Below are 15138 nucleotides of genomic sequence, written 5' to 3'. Positions count from 1 at the left end.
ACGCTCCTCTCATTACAGCAGCGGCGCGAACAGACGCAGCACGCTTGCCATGATCGACCGAATCCACGGCACACGGCGCAGCCATTCGTCATCAATCCGGCGGCTGACATTGATGGTCTCCATAATGTCCTGCTTAACGGCAGCAACGACCGAGCTGTTGTAGAAGCAGGTCGCGCACTCAAAGTGCAGGAAGAACGAGCGGAAATCCATGTTGATCGTACCGACCACCGCCGTATCATCGTCGGACACGATGGTTTTCGCGTGCAGAAAGCCCGGTCGGTACTCATAAATCTTCACACCCGCTCGGTGCAGCTGCTGATAATACGAACGTGTGATCATGTACACCAGCTTTTTATCCGGGATGCCCGGCGTCAGGATGCGCACGTCCACGCCGGACTGCGCCGCAATGGTCAGCGCCGTAATCATCTCGTTGTCCAGTACAAGATACGGCGTGGTGATATAGACGTACTTTCGCGCGTTATGGATGATCTGCAGGTAGGTAGATTCACCGATATTGATGTCGTCGAGCGGTGAATCCGCAAACGGCTGCACATAGCCGTCTGCCGGCAGCTTGGCGGTCGGCAGATAGTTTTCGAGCGGCGGCATATCCTCGCCGGTGACATACTCCCACATCTGCAGGAACAGGGCGGTCATATTGGCTGTTCCCTCACCTCGCAGCATGATGCCGGTGTCCTTCCAGTAGCCGAAACGCACCTTTTTGTTGATATACTCATCCGCCAGATTGATACCGCCCATATAACCGACATTGCCGTCAATAATCGTCATCTTGCGATGGTTGCGGTAGTTGAGATAGGTGTTCAGCGTCGGGATAAAGCGGTTAAAGCGCACCGCGTGAATGCCGAGGCTCATCAGATAGCGGTCGTAGTTTTTCGGCAGCGTGCAGATCGAACCAACGTCGTCGTACAGCACGCGCACATCCAGTCCGGCGGCCGCCTTCTCCCGCAGGATATCAAGGATCGTATCCCACATTATGCCTTCTTCGATGATGAAATACTCCAGAAAGATGAACTTCTGTGCGCGGCGCAGCTCCTTGCACATGGAGTCGAACATTTCCTCACCAATACGGAAATATTTCGTCTCCGTGTTGGTCCACACCGGCATACCGTCCAGCGTCTCGATATAGCGGGCGCGTGCTGCATGACGCGGATGCTGCTCGATCAGCTCCTTTGTAGCAGGCGTGCGCATATAATCAGTGAAATCCGGCGGTTTCGGCTCGTACTGATGCTGGGTACGCGCCCGATTGAGCGGCGTATTGCCCCAGAACAGATAAAACAAGCCGCCGAACAGCGGCAGCAGCACAATAACCAGTATCCATGTGATCTTGTACATCGGGTTGTCGTACTTACGCACCAGCCAGATGACAATGATAACGCTCAGCACGGTCAGTGCCGGTGTCAGCCAGTGATATTCCGTACTTGCCCAGCTTACGCCGAACATAACGATTGCAAGCTGAATCAGCAGCAGGAATCCGCCGACAACGCGTCGGTCGCCCAGCAGCTTGCCTACTTTTCTGCGCATCATAATCGCTCCCTTCCCTGCATAGCGCAGTCCTTCCATAGACTATAATCATATCGCACAAGGTATAAAAAGTCAACGCGTCTGCGTTGCTCTCCGGTTAAATATGTGCTACACTAAAAGTAACATTTTTGTAAACCACCGTTAATCATACAGGAGGATCATCCATGCCCCATATTTCCGTGCCCGCCGCCGAACTGAACACGCGGCTCGACCGTCTGCGCTGTGCCATGACCGAGAAGGACCCTGCGTGGTCCATGCTTCTGCTCGACAACACGCTCGACATGTACTACTTCACCGGCACAATGCAGGATGGCGCACTTGTCGTGACACCCGATCAGGCTACACTGTTCGTCCGCCGCTCGTTTGATGTTGCAAAGGACGAATCCGCCTTTGCAGACATCCGTCCGATGGGCAGCTTCCGCGGCATCAAGGAGGTCTATCCGGATATTCCGGAGACCGTCTACGTTGCCGCAAAGACCATGACGCTGCAAAAGCTCTCCATGCTGAACAAGCATCTGCCGTTTGCACCCAAGCCGATGGACGGCGTTCTGAGCGGTCTGCGCTCGGTCAAGAGCGCGTATGAGCTTGACTGCATGCGCGAATCCGGCAGACTGCACCGCTATGTCATCGAGGAACTTGCTCCGGCGTTCCTGCGCGAAGGCGTCAGCGAAGCACGCCTGTGCAGCGAGATCTGCACCGCCATCGTGGACCGCGGCGGCATGGGTATCTCGCGCTACAATCAGCCGGCAGCCGAGGACGTGCTCGGTATTGCCAGCTTCAGTGAAAACAGCCTGCGTCCCACCGCACTGGACAGCCCCTCCGGCTGTATCGGCACCTCGACCGCAATGAAGTCCATCGGCTCGTCCGAGCGCACGCTGCACGAAGGCGACACCGTCCTGCTGGACATTCCGTGCGGCTGGCGCGGCTACCATACCGATAAGAGTATTACGTTCTACTACGGCGAGCTGGACAAGCATCCGCAGAGCGGCGTGATCCGCGCGGCACGCGAGCAGTGCATTGCGCTGGAGAACGAAACTGCATCTCTCCTGCGCGCCGGTGCCGTTCCGGCTGAGATTTACGAGAAGATCCTCTCTCTCGTCGATCCTGCGTTCCGCGAAGGCTTTATGAACGGCTGCAAGTTCCTCGGCCACTCCATCGGTCTGACAATGGACGAAACACCGGTTCTCGCCAAAGGCTTCTCGGCTCCGCTCGAGTCCGGCATGACGCTTGCCGTTGAGCCGAAGATCGCGATTCCGGGTGTCGGCCTCATCGGCTGCGAAAACACCTATGAGATCACCACAGACAGTCCTGCGCAGTCGCTCACCGGCGCATGCGACACGCTGTTCGAGGTACTCAATCAGTAATCTATACAAAAATATCCGCTCTCTGTTTGTACAAAGAGCGGATGTTCTCTTTTCACTCCTCTTTTGCATCCGGCATAGAATGGCGCAAAGGAGGTTTTTGCTTATGAATCAATCGACGACTCTCGCCGTCGTCGGCGGCGACGTGCGTCAGGCGTATTTAGCCGAGCTGCTGCACGAAGCAGGCCACACCGTGCGCACGTTTGCACTCGAGCGCCGCCCCGCCGCAGGCTGCACGGCTGTAAGTGACCTGCAGGCGTGCCTTGCCGACGCACGCGCGGTCATTCTGCCTATGCCGGTGCAGACGGGGGACGGCAGTCTGAACGCGCCGCTTGCCAATGCACAGCACACAATCGGCGATGTACTCGATGCCATTCCCGCCGGAACACTGACGCTGGCCGGTGCCGTGCCTTTTTCCGTACACGCCCGCGCGGTGCAGAACGGACTGACACTCATCGACTACTTATCCCGCGAGGAGTTGGCGATCCGCAACGCGGTACCTGCCGCATTTGCAAAAAGCACAGGCTGTCCGGTTACAGGCGGCAGGCTTCCTGCCGGAGATACTCCACGAGAGCCGCACAGAATTCGCGGTTGCTCGGCGGCTCCTTATCCTGTGCACGCGCTTCACCGAAATACCTGGCAAGCACGGCTTTATCGCACTTATCCCATGCGCGGCGAACGGCGTAGCGCATATTGCGCTCCACATTACTGCCTTCGCTGTTCAGCTGCTGCGCGACACTGTGATAAATGATCTTGGTGATGCTGGCACCGTTGGTCTCCCGATACAGGCACACGGTCAGCAATGCACACTGATAGCCGATCGTCTGCTCGCGCATACCCAGCTCACGCAGGATCTGGGCCAGCCGCTGCTCCACCGTGTCTCCCCGACTGGTACAGGTGACCGCCAGCTTGATGCGCTCATACAGTGCATCCGCGCAGATTGGCTTACGCAGCAGCACGTTCATGTGCAGCAGACTGCACTCTACATAGGTCTGACCGCCGATGAACGAGCTGAGCAGGATAATGCTCGTATCCCACATCTTATTCTGTCTCATCCATGACGCAACGGCAAAGCCGTCCGCATACGGCAGGTCGGTATCCAGCACGACCATATCCGGCGTTTTTTGTCGAATCATTTCCCACGCCTTCGTGCCGTTCGACGTACAGCCGACAAGCTCCAGCTCATTGCTCGCCTGCATAAGCCGTTTTGTCTGTTTCAGCAGAGACTCGTCCGCACACGCCAGTAAAATACGCATTTTGCCTTGTTTGATCTTCATTTACTGCTTTCCCCCGGCTTTCTCTATCTTATGCCGATTTATGGATTACATCTTATTTTTACATATTCAGCGCGTCCGCGCAAGCGGATATCCCTGCTTTTTCCCGCATATTTATCGACAATTTTCGACAAGTCCGCGTTTTTTCTGTCGAATGTCCGGTTTTCTCCCAACCGGACAGGTGCTCTGCGCTTCTCTGTGAAACCGCATAATCCCTCTATCAAAAACCGCATTTTGGTACTTTTACACTTGCATAAACGGTAAAAATACGCTATACTATCGTTTGTGCCGTTCGGCACTTTGCTTCCGGATATGGAATGACAGTTCGAAACCATCCTGTCGTAAAACAAAACTAGGGACAACGAAACAGAAAAACTTTACGTTTCTCAATCAACGTTGTTGTGTGCATTATTTGGAGGTGAACGAAATATGGTAAAAGAAAACATGAGCAAGGTTCAAAAACTGACCGTTTCTGCTATGGTGATGGCACTTTACGTTGTTGTGCTGTACTTTACGCAGAGCTTCTCTTTCGGTGCGTACCAGATCCGCATTGCGACGGCTCTGTATGCGCTCGCTTACCTGTTTCCGTTCCTGGTTTTGCCGCTTGGTTTCGCTAATTTCATTGCCAACTTTCTGTTCGGCGGACTCGGTCTGCTGGACTGGTTCGGAGGCTGCTTCGTCGGTATCATCGTTACCGCGATCATCGTGCTCATCCGCCGCAAGGGCTGGAGCCGCTGGCTGATGATCCTCCCGATCATCCTTGTGCCCGGTCTCGGCGTACCGAGCTATCTGAGCTATCTGCTGCACGTTCCGTATTCTGTACTCGCCACCAGCCTGTGCATCGGTCAGTCCGTACCTGCGGTCTGCGGTGTCGTTCTGGTGAACGTACTGCAGCGTGCACTGTATCCCAAGGCAACTAAGGCTAGTTAATGTAAGGAGAATGCAACCATGACCGGAAGAAATAAAGAAGAACTGAACGGCGTCACTCTGCTGGGCAGCCAGAAGAACAAGTATCCCTCGGACTATGCGCCCGAAATGCTAGAGACTTTCCCGAACAAGCATCCGGACAATGACTATTTTGTCAAGTTCAACTGCCCGGAGTTCACCAGCCTGTGCCCGATGACCGGCCAGCCGGACTTTGCTACTATCTATATCTCCTATGTGCCCGGCGAGCGCATGGTAGAGAGCAAATCGCTCAAGCTGTATCTGTTCAGCTTCCGCAACCACGGCGATTTCCATGAGGACTGCGTAAACATCATTATGAAGGACCTCATCCGCCTGATGGACCCGAAGTACATTGAGGTCTGGGGCAAATTTACGCCGCGCGGCGGCATCTCGATCGACCCGTACTGCAACTACGGCAAGCCCGGCACCCGCTGGGAGGAGGTTGCATTCGAGCGTCTCACCCACCACGATCTGTACCCGGAGAAGGTGGACAACCGATGAGCGAAAAGGCAATGGTCCTGTGCAGCGGCGGCGTGGACAGCACGACCTGTCTTGCGCTTGCCATCGAGAAGCACGGCAAGGAGAATGTGTGTGCGCTGTCCATTTACTACGGTCAGAAGCACGTTAAGGAGATCCAGGCTGCAAAGGCGGTTCTCGAATACTATGGCATCGAGGGCACGTCTCTCGACCTGACGCCGGTGTTCGCGTACAGCGACTGCTCGCTGCTTTCCCACTCGACCGAGGACATCCCCGAGGAATCCTACGCCGAGCAGCTGGCGCAGCGCGGCGGCAAGCCGGTTACGACCTATGTGCCGTTCCGCAACGGTCTGTTCCTGTCGGCAGCGGCCAGCGTTGCGCTGTCCAAGAACTGCAGCGTGATTTACTACGGTGCGCATCACGACGATGCCGCCGGCAATGCCTATCCCGACTGCAGTGAGGATTTTGTAAATGCAATGAACCACTCCATCGTACTCGGCTCGGGCGGTGATGTCCGCATCGAGGCTCCGTTCGTGCGTTGGAACAAGGCGCAGATCGTTGCCGAAGGTCTGCGGCTGCAGGTTCCCTATCAGCTGACGTGGAGCTGCTACGAGGGCGGCGACAAGCCGTGCGGCAAGTGCGGCACCTGCCTGGACCGCATCCGCGCGTTCGAGGCCAACGGTGTGACCGACCCCGCAATGAGGTAAAACAAAAGACTGCTGTTTCATCGGAGACAGCAGTCTTTTTCTGTCCATCTTGACTTTTTCCTATAAGAATGCTATGATTATAGCCGTTAACCTTATTTTGAGGAGTCCATGCTATGATTTATCTCGATTATGCCGCCCATGCACCCGCGGACCCTGCGGTGCTGGAGCGATTCTGCGATATAGAACGCCGGTTTCCGGCCAACCCGAACTCGATACACATGGCAGGCAAAGCCGCCCGTGAGGAAATGGCGCGTGTCACTGAGCAGATTGCAGTGCTGACCGGCGCATCCCCTGCCGAGGTCATCTTTACCTCGGGTGCGACCGAGGCGAACAACCTCGCCATCAAGGGCATCACACAGGCGTCACGGCATATCGGCAAACATATCATCTCCACACCGCTCGAGCATTCCTCGGTCAGCGGCAGCCTGACCGCCCTGCAGGAGCGCGGCTGGGAGATTGACCTGCTCTCCATCGGTCGGGACGGCACGGTGGATCCGGAGGAAGTGCGCGAGCTTCTGCGTCCGGATACCGTTCTCGTTGCCATCTGCGCGGTGGACAGCGAGCTTGGCACCATTCAGCCGGTAAACGAAATCGCAGCGCTGCTGGCTGACCATCCGAACTGCCGTCTGCACGTTGACGCAACGCAGGCCATCGGGCGCATCCCGGTGGACTTTTCCGGCATCGACACGCTGAGCTTTGCGCCGCACAAGTTTGGCGGCATCTGCGGCAGCGGTGTGCTGCTTAAGCGCAGCCGTATGCCGCTCGAGCCCCAGATGAACGGCGGTGCCAGCACGACGCTGTACCGCAGCGGCACGCCTGCACTCGGTCTGGCGGCTTCATCTGCGCTGGCACTGCAGTTGGCGTGCGATGAGCGTGAGAGCCGCTGTGCGGTCGTTCAGCGCCACAGCGAACGGCTTCGGAAGGCACTTGCGGCGTATCCCGCAGTGCATATCAACAGTCCGGAGCACGCCGTGCCGCATATCCTCAATCTAAGCGTGAAGAATGTGAAAGGCACCGTATTTCAGCGCGCGCTGTCCGAAAAAGGCGTGTGCGTATCGGTCAAATCCGCCTGCTCGGCAGACGGTCTGCCGTCCCGTGCAGTGTTTGCTGTCAGCCGTGATCGCAGAAATGCACTGTCCTCATGGCGCATCAGCCTGAGCCACCTTACCACGGACGCGGAAATCGACGAATTTCTGTCCGTTTTCGACGCGTGCTATCACGAGTTAGTCAAGTAATACAGGGAGCATCATTATGAAACGAGATTTACAGCCGCACGAGCTGATCGAGCGCAGTATCATCAAAAAATTCCGCAAGACCATCTGGAACCCGTTTACACTGGCGGTTCGACAGTATCAGCTGATTCAGCCGGGTGACAAGATTGCCGTGTGCATCTCCGGCGGCAAGGATTCCATGCTGATGGCAAAGCTGATGCAGCTGCTCCAGCGGTACAGCGAGGTGCCGTTTGAGGTAGTTTTCCTCGTTATGGACCCCGGCTACAACGAGATCAACCGCAATAAGATTGAGAGCAACGCCGCGCTGCTGCATATCCCGATCACCGTGTTCGAGACCGATGTTTTCGCGGTTGCCAACAACAGCGAGAAGAACCCGTGCTACCTGTGTGCGCGGATGCGCCGCGGCTATCTGTACAGCAAGGCACAGGAGCTTGGCTGCAACAAGATCGCGCTCGGCCACCACTTCAACGATGTCATTGAAACGACCGTGATGAGTATGTTTTATGGCTCGCAGATGCAGGCCATGCTGCCCAAGCTGCACAGCACCAACTTTGCAGGCATGGAGCTGATTCGTCCGCTGTACTGCATTCACGAGGAGGATATCCTCGCGTGGAAGCAGTATAACGACCTCGAATTTATCCAGTGCGCGTGCCGCTTCACCGAAAACTGTACGATGTGCGACAACGGCGGAGGCGGTTCCAAGCGACAGGAGGTCAAGATTCTGCTGCGCCGTCTGCGCCGCGACAACCCGAATATCGAGCGCAGCATTTTCAACAGCATCCACTCGGTAAATCTGGATATGATGCCCGGTTACAAGACCGGCGGCGTGCTTCACTCGTTCCTCGATGATTACGACGAACGCGGAAAGAAAAGCGAATAGTGTTCAGCCGTCCGTGCGCTGCACGGACGGTTTTTCTCTGCCTGAAAGGTCGAAATGCAGCGGTTCGGACACGCTGTGCAGATATACAGTCAAGCCCTCCCCTGTTGCAGTGATATGATCGAGCAGCGCACTGTAAACCGTGTTACTGTACAGCTTTTTCCGTAAAATCGTACAGAATCGCTGTCTTTCGGTGCGTGTGAGATCAGGTATCGCGCGTAAGGTCTGCCGCAATACCACCTCTATATCAATTGGCAAATCCTGTGTGATTTGCTTCATGCAGTCCAGCAAAATTCGATTCCCAACTGCCGGAGCCGCACACGCTGCCACGCCGTGCTGCACCCGTTTCCCGCACACCCATCGCAGACCACCGTCCGCCTGTGCGCCCCTGCGCGGCACAAGCCGACTGCCGCACAGTCCGCAGACCACTTTTCCGGAGCACCAATACCGTGTGGAGGGTCGGCTGCCGGCTTTGCGGGTTGCCTGCCGACGGTCGAGTTCCCGTTGGACAGCTTCGAACATCGAGCGTGGCACAATCGCCTCGTGATGATCCCGCAGATAAACCTGCGGTGACTGCCCCTCATTTTTCACCTTGCGATGATCGAGAAAATCCGGCGTGCAGCTTTTGCGCTGCAGAAGATCGCCACAGTATTTCTCGCCCCGGAGCAGCCGCAGCACCATCGTAGACGACCACGATTTTCCTTTTCCGCTTGGCGGCGGGATGCCCTCGGCGGTCAGCTCCCGTGCGATGATGTAAGTGCCTTTGCCATCCATCAAGAAACGGCGGTACACCTCGCGGATGACTGCCGCCTGCTCGGGTTTTACCGTCAGTTCCCCACCCTGCAGGGTAAATCCGTATATATTGTTGCACCCGAACACCACACCGCGCTCCATCGAGCGCTGCTGCCCCCACTTGACGCGCTCAGAGATTTTGCGGCTCTCCTCCTGCGCTACGCTTGCCATTATGGTAAGACGAAATTCACCGTCATTCTGGCGGGTGTCGATATGATCTCCAATGAATACAATACCGACTCCCTGACGGCGCAGCAGCCTCGTGTACGCGAGCGTGTCAACCGTATTTCGGGCAAAGCGTGAGACCTCTTTGGTTAAAATCAGGTCAATTTTCTCTTCTGCTGCCGCTGCCAGCATGCGCCGAAAGGCGGGCCGGTCGGATGAGGTACCGGACAGGCCCTCGTCCGCATAAACCTCCACAAGCTCCCAGTCCGGCTGACGGCTGATGTACTCCGAAAAATATCGCCGCTGATTCTCCAGCGAGTTTCTCTGGTCCTCCTGTGAGGTGGAAACGCGGCAATAGGCGGCCACGCGCAGCACGTCAGCGGCCTGCGCACAACAGCTCGAGCACCAGCTCCAGCCGCTCGGGCGGCAGCATACCTTCCGCGCGCAAAGCGCGGAGCAGACCCTCGATCATGCCGCGCGAAACAGCGGCCTGCTCCTGTTCGGTCAGTTTCATGGCTATCCCTCCTTCGCTTGCAGTCTATGCGAAGGCAAACCCGTTTATGCGCCAAATCGCTAACGCCTTCCCTACCTGCGAGGGAGCACTTCAGCTTGCGATGGAGCAGACTGCGTTCACGCTGCAAAATGCACGCTGTCTGGTGATCGGTGCCGGACGGATCGGCATGCTTCTTGCACGCAAGCTGTACGCTCTCGATGCACAGGTTGCGGTCTCCGCACGCTGTACGCGTGATTTCGCACGCATCGCTGCCGCAGGACTGCACGCACTGGATACACGCAGGCTCGCCGGTCACCTTGCCGGTTTTGACCTGATTTTCAACACCGTACCCGCTCCGATCCTGACAACCGAGGTACTATCCGACATGAAACCGCCCTGCTTCATCATTGATCTTGCATCTCTGCCGGGCGGTGTTGCCGCCGATACCCTGCTTCCGGATGGCTGCCGCGTGCTGCACGCACTGTCTCTTCCGGGCAAGGTAGCACCGCTCAGCGCTGCACGTGCGGTATTCGATACCGTGGACACCATTCTGCACGAGGAGGGCATCTTATGAGCAAACTCCGCATTGGCTTTGTACTGACCGGTTCGTTCTGTACCTTTGCCAAGGTCATACCGGTTATACAAGCACTCATCGAGCGCGGCGATTCCGTTACGCCGATTCTGTCCGACAGCGCCGGCACACTCGACACCCGCTTTGGCACAGCCGCGCACTGGCGTCAGGAGCTGACCGCACTCACCGGCGTCCCCCCTATCGACAGCATTGTTTCCGCCGAGCCGATTGGGCCGAAGGCGCTGTTTGATATACTGATCGTTGCGCCGTGCACGGGCAACACACTCGCCAGACTGGCGCACGGTCTGACGGACACGCCCGCGACCATGGCGGTCAAAAGCCATCTGCGCGGAGAACGTCCGGTCGTGCTGGCGGTCTCCACCAACGACGGTCTGTCCGGCAGCGCCGCCAATCTCGGCACGCTGCTAAATCGCCGGCATTACTATTTCGTACCGCTGCGGCAGGATGCACCGCACAGCAAACCGCGTTCACTTGTCGCAGACATGACGCTGATTCCCGCCGCCATTGACGCGGCCATGAACGGCAGACAGCTTCAGCCCATCCTGCTTGCACCCAACGTATAAAAATCCCGCAGAGCTGACACTGAATCGTGACAAGTAATTATTGTGTCGCAAAGAACGGTGTGACCGTGAAAGTCACGCCGTTTTTTCTATGATCCCGGGCTCTGCCGATACGGAGATTGCCACCTCGTCCATGAAATTGAATCAGTTTACTTTTGATAAACAGCAAAAATCAACCGCCCCTTCCTTTCGGAAATGGGCGGTTGTCTTTACGTTTGTTGTCCTTGCACACCTGAATCCGCCGGCTATCCGTAATACGGCTGCATTCGTTCCTTATCACGGTTAAGCCAGCATTCTGCAGGACTTTTCTTATGATTCTTTGCTTTCCGGCTCCTTGCCGGTGGCAAATGTGATCGCACGGCTGCAGTTGGTAATCTGCACATTGTGCAATGCTCCGCCGAACTCGCCGTCCAGTGTCCACGTCACCTCGTCATCGGACGAAAAACTGATTTTTGACGTGCGGAAGTACGCGAAGCGGTTAGATTCAACATTATGCGTCAGCAGGTCATTCGCCAGCCACTGCAGCTCCATCGGATTCTCGACCGGGTAAATGAGCAGCACCTCGTACAGTCCGTCATCCAGCGCCACGCCATCCGGCCGGATGGTCTTGAAGCCGCCGACCGACACCGTGTTTGTCACCATACCGTAGATGAAATCGTCCTCTATCTGCGTTTCCGCGCTGTTCACGCGGATGTGGTAGGTTTTGATGTTGGTCAGCGCCTTAATGCCCTCGATGATATACGCAGCACGCCCGAAAATGTTCTTGGTCTGCTGCGGTGTCTCGTAAGAGACCTCGGTAAACGCGCCGAACGCCGCAACATAGTTAAAATAGCGATCGTTGAAGCGGCCGATGTCCAGCGCCTGCAGCGTATCGCCTGCCGCAATAACCGCCGCCTCAGCGGGCACCTTGGAAATGCCCAGACTGAACGCGAAGTCATTTGTCGTGCCGGCAGGCACATAACCGAGAACCGGACGGGTCTCCGCCTGCATTAGACCGGTAATCACCTCGTTCAGCGTACCGTCACCGCCTGCACACACAATGCGATCGAATTCGCCCGCACGCTCCCGTGCAACACGCGTTGCATCCTGCGCACCCTGCGTGATATAAATCGTCACATCATATCCTGCCTGTTGAAATGCGGCCACACAGTCGATGATCTTTCCGCTCATTGCACCGCGTCCCGCATGCGGATTGAGTATCCACAGCATTCTCTTCATGTTTCATCACCTTCCGGTTTTGTTCATAAATAAAATGTAGTATCGACACAGCCGAGCCGCATCGCTATTCTCAATCCATCAATCATTCACTCTTTTATCCCAAGTATACTATCTATATACTAACTATATTATTATATATCTCAGGAGAGCAAATTGCAAACAGCATTTGCATAAGCCACCGGATCATCCACCGGCATACCCTCGATGAGCAGCGCCTGCGTGTACAGGATATCCGCATAGGTGCTTACCTTATCCGAGCCTTCCGCCTGCAGCGCACACAGCTTCTTAAAGATCGGGTGCTCGGCATTCAGCTCCAGAACGCGCTCTGCGTGTACACTCTGACCGCCGTTGACAGCTGCCTGCTGGTTGAGCACCTTCTCCATCTCGAGCGTTACCGGGCCTTCGGCACGCAGGCAGCACGGATGGCTCTTGAGGCGGCTGGTCAGCTCGACCTTCTTAACCTTGCCCTCGAGCGCCTTGCCGAGCGCTTCGAGGACATCCTTGTTGTCCTCACTCAGCTTTTTGATCTCTTCCTTCTCGTCCTCGCTGTCCAGACCGAGGTCTGCATCCGCGATGGACTTGAATTCCTTATCGTTGTACTTAGCGAGCATCTTGACGCAGAACTCATCAATGCTGTCATCCATACACAGCACCTCGTAGCCCTTGTCGGACAGCGTTTCCATAACCGGCAGCAGCTTGATCTTGTCAATGGTCTCGCCGCAAGCATAGTAGATATACTTCTGGTCTTCCTTCATGCGGGAAGCGTACTCCGCGAGCGATACCAGCTTGTCCTCCGTAGAGGAATGGTACATCAGCAGATCCTGCAGCAGCTCCTTGTGCGCGCCGTACTCAACATAAGCACCGTACTTGATCTGACGGCCGAACGCTGCCCAGAACTTCTCATAATCCTCGCGCTTGTCCTTCTGCATCTTGAGCAGCTCGCTCTTGATTTTCTTCTCAAGGCTCTGCGCGATGGCCTTCAAATGGCGGTCATGCTGCAGCATCTCACGGGAGATGTTGAGCGACAGATCTGCCGTATCGACCATGCCGTGTACAAAGCTGAAATGATCGGGCAGCAGATCCGCGCACTTGTCCATGATGAGCACGCCGTTGGAATACAGCTGCAGGCCCTTCTCATAGTCCTTGGTGTAGTAGTCCATCGGTGCGTGAGACGGGATGAACAGCATTGCCGTGTACGTTACCGCGCCTTCCACACTGGAATGGATGTGGCACAGCGGCGGCTGATAATCGTAGAACTTCTGCGTATAGAAGCTGTTGTAATCCTCGTCCTTCAGCTCCTTCTTGGACTTCTTCCAGATCGGAACCATGGAATTGAGGGTCTCATTCTCGGTGTACTCCTCCCACTCCGGCTTGTAGTCGTCACCTGCATCCGCCGGCTTCTCCTTCATGCGGGAGCGCGTCATATCCATCTTGATCGGGTAGCGAATGTAATCGGAATACTTCTTTACCAGACCCTGAATGCGGTACGGCTCGAGAAATTCATCGTAATTCTCGTTCTCCGTATTGTCCTTGATGGTCAGTACGATCTTCGTGCCGTTTTCTGCCTTTTCGCACGGTGCAACCGTGTAGCCGTCCGCACCGTCGGACTCCCAGCGGTTGGCCTCGTCGCTGCCTGCCGCACGGGATACGACCTCAACATGCTTTGCGACCATAAATGCCGCATAGAAGCCAACGCCGAACTGACCGATGATGTCGATGTCGTCCTGCTTTTCGTTTTCGTTCTTGAACGCCAGCGAACCGGAATGCGCGATCGTACCGAGGTTGTTCTCCATTTCCTCGGCAGTCATGCCGCAGCCGTGGTCCTCGATGATAAAGCGGCGGTTTGCCTTGTCGAGCGTCAGCTCAATCGGCAGACTGTCGCGGGTGATACCGGTCTTGCCTTCCTTCATTGCATTATAGTAGAGCTTATCCGTTGCGTCGGATGCGTTGGAGATCAGCTCACGCAGAAAGATTTCCTTGTGCGTATAAATGGAGTTGATCATCAAATCGAGCAGGCGCTTGGATTCTGCCTTAAACTGCTTGGTTGCCATGATTACATACACCTCTGTGTTTGTTGTTTGGTATTAGCACTCTCAATCATCGAGTGCCAACATTGATATAATAAGCCTATTGCGCCAAAAAATCAAGTAGGGTTTGTAAAATTCATGGTTTGTTCAAAATCGAAATCGAGAATTGGATATGCCCGAACCATGCAGGCGGTTCACCCTATTCGGGCGGAGAATTTTTCCGTGAACCACGGCGTGGAGTGCCGCTGCGCGCGGCAGGCGCACAAGAGGGTAGACAACCTGCGGTTTTCCACCCTCTTGTGAATCTCCCCTTTTCCCTTAGAGGGCACGGCGGTAACGGTAGAGAGGAGACCGCTGCGAAAAAAAGAGTACGGCAGAGGATTTTTCGTTCCGCATTGTATCCGCCTATTCGTAGTGTCAGATACCGTACTGCTACATCCAATTTGGGTCTACGCAGGCGCGGCATAACAGTGCCGCGCAACACGATTACGGGTGCATATCGCCTATATCCGTAGAATTTGGATAATCTGCACAAGCAAAAAATTTGCGCGGCACGGGTATGCCGCGCCTGCTGCGAATAGGTAGAGGAATGGACGCGCAATGCGCGCCCCTACGGAACGGTAACCCGACTGCCGTACTCCTGTCTCTTCTCTACCATTACCGCCGTACTATCAAACAAAGGAAAGGTAGGAGTTCAAAGAGGAAGGGAAACCATGGGTGTCCCTTCCTTTTTGTCCCCGCGGCGGACGCCGCACGTTCCTCACCGCCGCAGCGGCGGAATCCTCGCCCGGCAATGGCGAACCACCTTCGCAGTTCGGGCACACCGGAAAACCTGTGTCTGCGACCGGTGCAGCCCGGATAGGACGAACTGCCTGCGCG

Annotated in this window: 14 protein-coding genes and 1 pseudogene; 9 read left to right on the top strand and 6 right to left on the bottom strand. The window is 55.9% G+C overall.

Annotated features, from left to right (window positions below):
- Window positions 1-12 precede the first annotated feature (12 nt).
- A complete protein-coding gene (cls, locus tag PGY33_RS05035) occupies window positions 13-1542 on the bottom strand; it encodes a cardiolipin synthase (RefSeq protein ID WP_270477625.1) in 1530 nt (509 codons plus the stop codon).
- Between the two features lie 161 nt (window positions 1543-1703).
- Here cls and PGY33_RS05030 point away from each other — a divergent pair, with 161 nt between their 5' ends.
- A complete protein-coding gene (locus PGY33_RS05030; RefSeq protein ID WP_270477624.1) occupies window positions 1704-2903 on the top strand; it encodes a M24 family metallopeptidase in 1200 nt (399 codons plus the stop codon).
- Window positions 2827-3306 (top strand): annotated as a pseudogene (locus tag PGY33_RS14460) (dipicolinate synthase subunit A N-terminal domain-containing protein); the annotation flags it as partial. The gene PGY33_RS05030 and the pseudogene PGY33_RS14460, both read left to right, overlap by 77 nt.
- A 127-nt stretch (window positions 3307-3433) precedes the next feature.
- Here the strand turns inward: PGY33_RS14460 and PGY33_RS05020 are convergent.
- Complete coding sequence (locus tag PGY33_RS05020) at window positions 3434-4177, bottom strand: sporulation initiation factor Spo0A C-terminal domain-containing protein (RefSeq protein WP_118479645.1); 744 nt, start codon at window positions 4175-4177, stop codon at window positions 3434-3436.
- Between the two features lie 426 nt (window positions 4178-4603).
- Here PGY33_RS05020 and PGY33_RS05015 point away from each other — a divergent pair, with 426 nt between their 5' ends.
- The 5 genes from PGY33_RS05015 (at window position 4604) to PGY33_RS04995 (ending at window position 8415) form a co-directional block, all read left to right on the top strand.
- Window positions 4604-5104: a QueT transporter family protein gene (locus PGY33_RS05015; RefSeq protein WP_199667405.1), complete on the top strand. Its 501-nt coding sequence runs from the start codon at window positions 4604-4606 to the stop codon at window positions 5102-5104.
- Between the two features lie 18 nt (window positions 5105-5122).
- A complete protein-coding gene (queF, locus tag PGY33_RS05010) occupies window positions 5123-5620 on the top strand; it encodes a preQ(1) synthase (protein WP_118285179.1) in 498 nt (165 codons plus the stop codon).
- On the top strand, window positions 5617-6303 hold the full coding sequence (queC, locus tag PGY33_RS05005; protein ID WP_116704889.1) for a 7-cyano-7-deazaguanine synthase QueC: 687 nt from the start codon (window positions 5617-5619) through the stop codon (window positions 6301-6303). Before queF ends, queC begins: the two co-directional genes overlap by 4 nt.
- Window positions 6304-6416: 113 nt before the next feature.
- Window positions 6417-7538: a cysteine desulfurase family protein gene (locus tag PGY33_RS05000; protein ID WP_270477622.1), complete on the top strand. Its 1122-nt coding sequence runs from the start codon at window positions 6417-6419 to the stop codon at window positions 7536-7538.
- 16 nt (window positions 7539-7554) lie between these two features.
- Window positions 7555-8415 carry a tRNA 2-thiocytidine biosynthesis TtcA family protein gene (locus PGY33_RS04995; protein ID WP_118479641.1) on the top strand — a complete coding sequence of 287 codons (861 nt, stop codon included), beginning with the start codon at window positions 7555-7557 and terminating at the stop codon, window positions 8413-8415.
- Between the two features lie 3 nt (window positions 8416-8418).
- Here the strand turns inward: PGY33_RS04995 and PGY33_RS04990 are convergent, their stop codons facing one another.
- Both PGY33_RS04990 and PGY33_RS04985 read right to left on the bottom strand, forming a co-directional pair.
- Window positions 8419-9744 carry a recombinase family protein gene (locus PGY33_RS04990; RefSeq protein ID WP_118479639.1) on the bottom strand — a complete coding sequence of 442 codons (1326 nt, stop codon included), beginning with the start codon at window positions 9742-9744 and terminating at the stop codon, window positions 8419-8421.
- A 1-nt stretch (window position 9745) separates the two neighbouring features.
- Window positions 9746-9883 carry a hypothetical protein gene (locus PGY33_RS04985; RefSeq protein ID WP_158575112.1) on the bottom strand — a complete coding sequence of 46 codons (138 nt, stop codon included), beginning with the start codon at window positions 9881-9883 and terminating at the stop codon, window positions 9746-9748.
- A gap of 46 nt (window positions 9884-9929) precedes the next feature.
- Here PGY33_RS04985 and PGY33_RS04980 point away from each other — a divergent pair, with 46 nt between their 5' ends.
- Window positions 9930-10436 (top strand): NAD(P)-dependent oxidoreductase, encoded by a 507-nt coding sequence (locus tag PGY33_RS04980; RefSeq protein ID WP_158575111.1) that lies wholly within the window; start codon window positions 9930-9932, stop codon window positions 10434-10436.
- The gene (locus tag PGY33_RS04975) at window positions 10433-11017 is read left to right on the top strand and encodes a dipicolinate synthase subunit B (RefSeq protein WP_118479635.1); all 585 of its coding nucleotides are present in this window, start codon (window positions 10433-10435) and stop codon (window positions 11015-11017) included. The genes PGY33_RS04980 and PGY33_RS04975 overlap by 4 nt, the downstream gene beginning before the upstream one ends.
- A gap of 306 nt (window positions 11018-11323) precedes the next feature.
- Here the strand turns inward: PGY33_RS04975 and PGY33_RS04970 are convergent, their stop codons facing one another.
- Window positions 11324-12232 (bottom strand): diacylglycerol/lipid kinase family protein, encoded by a 909-nt coding sequence (locus PGY33_RS04970; RefSeq protein ID WP_270477620.1) that lies wholly within the window; start codon window positions 12230-12232, stop codon window positions 11324-11326.
- Between the two features lie 140 nt (window positions 12233-12372).
- Entirely contained in the window at window positions 12373-14283 is a 1911-nt protein-coding gene (htpG, locus tag PGY33_RS04965) for a molecular chaperone HtpG (RefSeq protein WP_110436949.1), read from the bottom strand.
- Window positions 14284-15138: the final 855 nt, after the last annotated feature.

The sequence above is a fragment of the Butyricicoccus sp. AF18-9LB genome (assembly GCF_027684505.1).
In the GTDB taxonomy this organism is placed as follows: domain Bacteria; phylum Bacillota; class Clostridia; order Oscillospirales; family Butyricicoccaceae; genus Agathobaculum; species Agathobaculum butyriciproducens.
This window is presented reverse-complemented; position numbering and strand designations above follow the sequence as displayed.

Coding starts and splice junctions, on each gene's coding strand:
- cls (WP_270477625.1), bottom strand. CDS start 1,542: ATGATGCGCAGAAAAGTAGGCAAGCTGCTGGGCGACCGACGCGTTGTC.
- PGY33_RS05030 (WP_270477624.1), top strand. CDS start 1,704: ATGCCCCATATTTCCGTGCCCGCCGCCGAACTGAACACGCGGCTCGAC.
- PGY33_RS05020 (WP_118479645.1), bottom strand. CDS start 4,177: ATGAAGATCAAACAAGGCAAAATGCGTATTTTACTGGCGTGTGCGGAC.
- PGY33_RS05015 (WP_199667405.1), top strand. CDS start 4,604: ATGGTAAAAGAAAACATGAGCAAGGTTCAAAAACTGACCGTTTCTGCT.
- queF (WP_118285179.1), top strand. CDS start 5,123: ATGACCGGAAGAAATAAAGAAGAACTGAACGGCGTCACTCTGCTGGGC.
- queC (WP_116704889.1), top strand. CDS start 5,617: ATGAGCGAAAAGGCAATGGTCCTGTGCAGCGGCGGCGTGGACAGCACG.
- PGY33_RS05000 (WP_270477622.1), top strand. CDS start 6,417: ATGATTTATCTCGATTATGCCGCCCATGCACCCGCGGACCCTGCGGTG.
- PGY33_RS04995 (WP_118479641.1), top strand. CDS start 7,555: ATGAAACGAGATTTACAGCCGCACGAGCTGATCGAGCGCAGTATCATC.
- PGY33_RS04985 (WP_158575112.1), bottom strand. CDS start 9,883: ATGAAACTGACCGAACAGGAGCAGGCCGCTGTTTCGCGCGGCATGATC.
- PGY33_RS04980 (WP_158575111.1), top strand. CDS start 9,930: ATGCGCCAAATCGCTAACGCCTTCCCTACCTGCGAGGGAGCACTTCAG.
- PGY33_RS04975 (WP_118479635.1), top strand. CDS start 10,433: ATGAGCAAACTCCGCATTGGCTTTGTACTGACCGGTTCGTTCTGTACC.
- PGY33_RS04970 (WP_270477620.1), bottom strand. CDS start 12,232: ATGAAGAGAATGCTGTGGATACTCAATCCGCATGCGGGACGCGGTGCA.
- htpG (WP_110436949.1), bottom strand. CDS start 14,283: ATGGCAACCAAGCAGTTTAAGGCAGAATCCAAGCGCCTGCTCGATTTG.